Annotated in this window: 5 protein-coding genes; all 5 read right to left on the bottom strand. The window is 73.0% G+C overall.

Annotated elements, in window-relative coordinates; all coding sequences use genetic code 11:
- A partial coding sequence (locus AC1D15_RS17130) for a Bug family tripartite tricarboxylate transporter substrate binding protein (protein WP_477826915.1) occupies positions 1-710 on the bottom strand: 710 nt, incomplete at its 3' end.
- A 27-nt stretch (positions 711-737) separates the two neighbouring features.
- Positions 738-1718: a hydroxymethylglutaryl-CoA lyase gene (locus tag AC1D15_RS17125; RefSeq protein WP_477826914.1), complete on the bottom strand. Its 981-nt coding sequence runs from the start codon at positions 1716-1718 to the stop codon at positions 738-740.
- A complete protein-coding gene (locus tag AC1D15_RS17120; RefSeq protein ID WP_477826913.1) occupies positions 1715-2923 on the bottom strand; it encodes a CaiB/BaiF CoA transferase family protein in 1209 nt (402 codons plus the stop codon). Before AC1D15_RS17120 ends, AC1D15_RS17125 begins: the two co-directional genes overlap by 4 nt.
- Before the next feature lie 84 nt (positions 2924-3007).
- Positions 3008-3901 (bottom strand): LysR substrate-binding domain-containing protein, encoded by an 894-nt coding sequence (locus AC1D15_RS17115; RefSeq protein WP_477826912.1) that lies wholly within the window; start codon positions 3899-3901, stop codon positions 3008-3010.
- The coding region (locus AC1D15_RS17110; protein ID WP_477826911.1) for an ATP-binding protein at positions 3898-5172 on the bottom strand (1275 nt) is incomplete at its 5' end. The genes AC1D15_RS17115 and AC1D15_RS17110, both read right to left, overlap by 4 nt.

The raw sequence follows: 5172 nt of genomic DNA, 5'->3' as shown, positions 1-5172 counted from the left end.
GCGGCGGTCGGCACGTCGGGCAGCGACGGCAGCCGGTGCGCTCCGGTGACGGCCAGCGCGCGCAGCTTGCCCGACTGCACGAACGGGAGGAACGGTGGCGGCGTGCCGAAGCTCAGGTCGACCTGCGAGCCCAGCAGGTYCTGCAGCGCCGGGCCGGTGCCCTTGTACGGCACGTGGGTCATCTGCACGCCGGCCTGCTGCGCGAGCATCGCGCCGGTGACGTGCTGCAGCGAGCCATTGCCCGACGACGCGAAGCTCAGCTTGCCGGGGTTCTGCTTCGCATAGGCGACCAGCTCGGCCAGCGTCTTGACCGGCAGCCCGGCGCGCACGACGACCAGCTGCGGCGCGTTCAGCACATTGGCCACCGGCTGCAGGTCGCGCTGCTCCCACTGCGACTGCTTCATCAGGTGCGGCGTGATCACGTGGTAGCCGGAGTACTGCATCAGCAGCGTGTAGCCGTCGGGCTCGGCGCGCTTGACGGCCACCGCGGCGATGCCGCCGCTCGCGCCGCCGCGGTTGTCGACGACGACCGTCTGGCCGAGCGCCTTGCCCAGCGGCTCGGCCAGCATGCGCGCGGCCAGGTCGGTGGTGCCGCCGGGGGCGGTCGGCACGATCAGCGTGATCGGCTTGGAGGGATAGGGGGCGGCGGCCAGCACCGGGAGCGAGAGGGCGGCCAGCGACAGGGCGATGGCGTGCAACGTGCGGTTCATGGAATGTCTCCTGTGTTGTGATCGGGTTCAGCCGCGGGCCAGCGCGCGTGCACGCGTGGCCTCGAAGTCGGCGGGCAAGGGATGCAGGTCGAGGCGCCGGCCGGCCTTGACGACCTGGCCGGGCAGCGCGTGGCCGATCAGCGCCGGCAGGCGCGATGCGGCCGCCAGCAGCGCCGGCAGGTCGACGCCGGTGTCGTAGCCCATCAGCGCGAGCGCATGCACGATGTCCTCGCTGCAGACGTTGCCGCTCGCACCCGGCGCATACGGGCAGCCGCCCAGGCCGCCGAGCGAGGCGTCGAAGCGGTCGGCACCGGCCTCGATCGCGGCCAGCAGGTTCGCGAGGCCGAGGCCGCGCGTGTCGTGGAAGTGCACCGTCAGCGCGGTGCCCGGCCAGCGCGCGCGGAAACCCCGCACCAGCGCCTGCACCTGGGGCGGGTACGCCATGCCGGTGGTGTCGCACAGCGTCACGCCCTGCGCGCCGAGTTCGTCGACGAAGCGCTCGCACCAGTCCAGCACCGTGCCGGCCGGCACCTCGCCTTCCATCGGGCAGCCGAAGCAGCACGACAGCGAGACGTTGACGGCCACGCCGGCCTCGCGCGCCAGCGCGGCCACCTGCGACAGCGCGGCGAACGACTGCCCGCGCGTCATCCGCAGGTTGGCGAGGTTGTGGCTCTCGCTGGCCGACATCACCAGGTTCAGCTCGTCGGTGCGGGCCTCGATCGCGCGCTGCGCACCGCGCACGTTGGGCACCAGTGCGCTGTAGACGACGCCGGGCCGGCGCGCGATCTCGCGCATCACGACCTCGCCGTCGCGCAGCGCCGGGATGGCCTGCGCCGAGACGAAGGCGGTGACCTCGATCTTGGCCGCGCCGGCCTGCGACAGCGCATCGATCAGCGTGATCTTGTCTTCGGTCGGCACGAAAACGGGTTCGATCTGCAGGCCGTCGCGCATGCCCACCTCGCACAGGCGCAGGCGCCGGTCGTTGCCGTTCCAGATGCTGTTGCTCATGCCACCACCCCCCGTTCGCGCAGCGCGGCGATCTCGCCGTCGCGCAGCCCCAGTTCATGCAGCACCGCGTCGGTGTCGTCGCCGAGGCCAGGCGCCGAGCTGCGCACGCTGCCGGGGGTGGACATCAGCTTGGGCACGATGCCCGGCACCTCGAGCGTGTCGCCGGCCCGCGTGGTCTGCGCGAGCAGCATGTCGCGCGCCCGGTAGTGGGGGTCTTCGGCGATGTCCTGCGCGGTGTAGACCTTGCCGCAGGGCACGCGCGCTTCTCTCAGCACGGCCAGCACGTCGGCCACGTCGCGTGGCGCGGTCCAGGCCTCGATGGCGGCATCGAGCTCGGCCACGCGCGCCACGCGCCCGGCGTTGGCGGCGAGCCCTGCATCGTTGCCCAGCTCCTCGCGGCCGATCGCCTGCATCAATCGCTTGAAGATGCTGTCGCCGTTGCCCGCGATCAGCACCACGCCGTCGCGGCAGCGGTAGGCGTTCGACGGCGCGATGCCGGGCAGCGCGCTGCCGGCCGGCCCGCGCACCGCGCCGAACGCGCTGTACTCGGGCAGCAGGCTTTCCATCACGTTGAAGACGGCCTCGTTCAGCGCCACGTCGATCACCTGGCCGCGCCCGCCGTGGGCCTGGCGGTGGTACAGCGCGGTCAGCACGCCGATGCAGCCGTGCAGCGCGGCCAGCGTGTCGCCGAGCGAGATGCCGCAGCGCACCGGCACGCGGCCGGGCTCGCCGGTCAGGTGGCGCAGCCCGCCCATGGCTTCACCGATCGCGCCGAAGCCGGGCAGGTCGCGGTACGGCCCGGTCTGGCCGTAGCCGGAGATGCGCAGCATCACGAGACCCGGGTTCAGCGCCGACAGGGCCTCGTAGCCGAGCCCCCAGCCTTCCAGCGTGCCGGGGCGGAAGTTCTCGATCAGCACGTCGGCCTGCGCGATCAGCCGGCGTGCGATTTCCTGGCCTTCGGCGTCGCGCAGGTCGAGCGCGATCGAGCGCTTGTTGCGCGACTGCACCTGCCACCACACGGAGGTGCCGTCCTTCAGCAGGCGCCAGTTGCGCAGCGGGTCGCCGCTGCCGGGCGGTTCGATCTTGATCACGTCGGCGCCGAATTCACCGAGCGTCTTGCCGGCGAACGGGCCGGCGATCAGCTGGCCCATCTCGACGACGCGCACGCCGTGCAATGCGCCGGGGGCGGGGGAGGGTGTGTTCATCGGGCCATTGTCGAAACCGGCCCGGCGATGGGGAATGGCAAAGGCGTGCAGCGAGCTTTCGCGGTTCGCGAAAGCGGCCGCGGGTCAACCCGGATCGAGGTGGTCGATCAGCAGCCGCACGTGGCGCGACACGGCGGCCGCATCGCGCACGCCGAGCAGCAGCTTGCGGCGCGCCCAGTCGTCCGCGAGGCCGACCTGCCGCAGGTCCATCGAGCGCAGGTGCGGCAGGATCGCATCGCGCGGCAGCACGCCGATGCCGAGGCCGGCGGCCACCATGCGGCACATCGCGTCGAAGCTGCGCACGCGGATGCGCAGCCGCAGCTGGCGCCCGAGCGCCTGCGCCTCGGTGTGCAGCCGGCGCGCCAGCGAGGTGCCTTCCGAGAGGCTCACGAAATCGCAGTCCAGCAGCTCCTCGAAGCGCAGGCTGCGCCGGCGCGCCAGCGCATGCCCGCGCGGCACCACCAGCACCAGCCGGTCCTCGCGGTAGTTCATCGTGTGCAGCCCGTGCGTGGCGGTGCGGTCAGCGAAGATGCCCAGGTCGGCCCGGCCGTCGAGCACGGCCTGCACCACCGCACTGCTGTCTTCCTCTTCCAGCTCGATGCGGATGCCCGGGTTCTGCGCGACGAAGGCGGCGATGTCCGGCGGCAGGAACTGCGTGATCGCCGAGGTGTTGGCCCACAGCCGCACCACGCCGACCAGCCCGGCCGCGTGGTCGGAGAGGTCGGCCGCCAGCCGGTCGACATCGCTCAGGATGCGCTGCGCATGCTGCTGCAGCGCCTGCCCGGCGGCCGTCAGCGTGACGCCGCGGGAATGGCGTTCCAGCAGCGTGCTGCCGACAGCCGCCTCCAGGTCGGTGATGCGCTTGCTGGCCGCGCCCACCGCGAGGTGTGCGAGCGCGGCGCCCTGGCTGATGCTGCCGCTGCGCGCGACCAGGCTGAACAGCTGCAGCGAGACGAGGTCGAGGCGGTGAAGATTCATGCGATCAGCGCCTCCAGGCTCTTGCGCGTGAACGGCTTCGGCAGGAAGGCGGCCGCGTCCGGCCAGTCGGCGCGCCGTGCATGCACTTCCGGCGGCAGGCCCGAGCTCAGCACGATGCGCTGCTGCGGCCAGTCATGCGCGATGCGGTGCCACAGCGCGATGCCGTCGCCGCCCGGGCCGAGCATCACGTCCGACAGCAGCAGGTCGAACGGGCCGTGCGCCACCATGCAGGCGAGCGCGTCGTGCTCCGACGCCACTGCGGTGACGCTGGCGCCCAGGTCGTCGAGCAGCGCGGCCGCAGTGGCGCGCACGCTGTCGTCGTCCTCCACCAGCAGCACGCGGGCTGCCGCGCCGCGCGCATGCACCGCCGCGCGCGGCAGCGGGGCCGGCGCACCGGCGTGCGAGGCCGCCAGCCACAGCTCGGCCGTGGTGCCGAGGCCCTCGGCGCTGTGCAGCACCAGGCTGCCACCGCACTGGCGCATGAAGCCGTCGACGATCGCGAGCCCCAGCCCGCTGCCTTGCCCGGGCGCCTTGGTCGTGAAGAACGGTTCGGCCACGCGCGCCTGCACCTCGGCCGGCATGCCGTGGCCGGTGTCGTGCACGCGGATCACGACCGCCTCGCCGGCCGGCACCACGCGGTCGCTGTGCGCGACGTGCGCGACCGACAGCGTCAGCATGCCGCCGCCCGGCATCGCGGCGGCGCTGTTCAGCGCGAGGTTCAGCAGCGCGTTCTCCAGCTGGCCGCGGTCGGCCTGCACCGACAGCGCGGCGTCTGCGCTGCCTTCGTCGATCCGCACCTCGATCGCCGGCCCGACCGAGTACTCGACCAGGTCCTGCATCTCGGCCAGCATGTCGGCCACGCACACCGACTCCACCTCCAGCGGCTGGCGCCGCGCGAACACCAGCAGCCGCCGCGACAGGCCGGCCGCCGACTCGGCCGCCTTGTGCGCGCGCACGGCCAGCGCGCTGACCCGCTCGTCACCGAGCAGCCGATGGCGCAGCAGCTCCAGGTTGCCGAGGATCGCGCTCAGGAAGTTGTTGAAGTCGTGCGCGATGCCGCCGGTCAGCTGCCCCAGCACCTCCATGCGCTGGGCCTGCCGCAGCTGTGCCTCCATCGCGCGGCGTGCGCTCAGGTCGCGGCAGACGGCGACCCAGCCGCCGTCGGGCATCGGGTGGCTCAGCATCTCCAGCACGCGCCCGCCCGGCAGGTGCAACTCGGCCGACGCGGCGATGCGGTGCCGGCCCAGGCGCGCCGCGGTCTCGGCCGCGAC

It is taken from the genome of Rhizobacter sp. P2_H2 (assembly GCF_056403375.1).
The sequence above is the reverse complement of the archived record's forward strand: the minus strand, read 5'-3'. Positions and strand labels throughout refer to the sequence as shown.

Bases quoted from the DNA above. Each gene is read 5' to 3' on its own strand.
- AC1D15_RS17125 (WP_477826914.1), bottom strand. From the start codon at position 1,718: ATGAGCAACAGCATCTGGAACGGCAACGACCGGCGCCTGCGCCTGTGC.
- AC1D15_RS17120 (WP_477826913.1), bottom strand. From the start codon at position 2,923: ATGAACACACCCTCCCCCGCCCCCGGCGCATTGCACGGCGTGCGCGTC.
- AC1D15_RS17115 (WP_477826912.1), bottom strand. From the start codon at position 3,901: ATGAATCTTCACCGCCTCGACCTCGTCTCGCTGCAGCTGTTCAGCCTG.